Raw genomic sequence first — 460 nt, 5'->3', positions numbered from 1 at the left:
CCGCCGTGCTGCTCCAGGGCCTGTTCCATGGGGTAGGCGATGACGGAGCCCTTGCCGATCATCGTGCCGAGCCTCCGGTCGGCCATCCGGACGGCGGTCGCCGTCTCGCCGTCCTTCAGCCGGACCCACAGGCCGCTCTTGGACTTCGGGTCGGGCGAGAAGTTCCCCGCGACCCAGCGGATGGCGAAACCCCCGCGGATGCCGTTCATGACGGCTGCCTCCGGGGCCGCCCAGAGCGCGTCGACCTCGCCCTTGGCCAGCAGCGGAAGTGCCTCGGGCGTCGGCAGCACCTTCAGCGTGACGTCGAGGCCCTCCTTGGCGAACTCGCCCTTGTCGAGGGCGACTCGCAGGGGTGCCACGTACTCGGCGCCGAGTGTCCCCGTCGCGATGGTGAGCTTGCGGGGCTCGGGGAGCCGCTGGGCAGGCGGGGAGCCCGGGCGGCAGCGGGCCGGGGTGCGGT

At 72.8% G+C, this 460-nt stretch carries 1 protein-coding gene; it reads right to left on the bottom strand.

Features of this window, described 5'->3' with window-relative positions:
- A partial coding sequence (locus CCL05_RS47045; protein WP_483025087.1) for a substrate-binding domain-containing protein occupies window positions 1-460 on the bottom strand: 460 nt, incomplete at both ends.

The organism is Streptomyces africanus (genome assembly GCF_002150735.1).
In the GTDB taxonomy this organism is placed as follows: Bacteria; Actinomycetota; Actinomycetes; order Streptomycetales; family Streptomycetaceae; genus Streptomyces; species Streptomyces africanus.
Note: the sequence above shows the minus strand (reverse complement) of the source record. Positions and strands in the feature narration are given on the sequence as shown.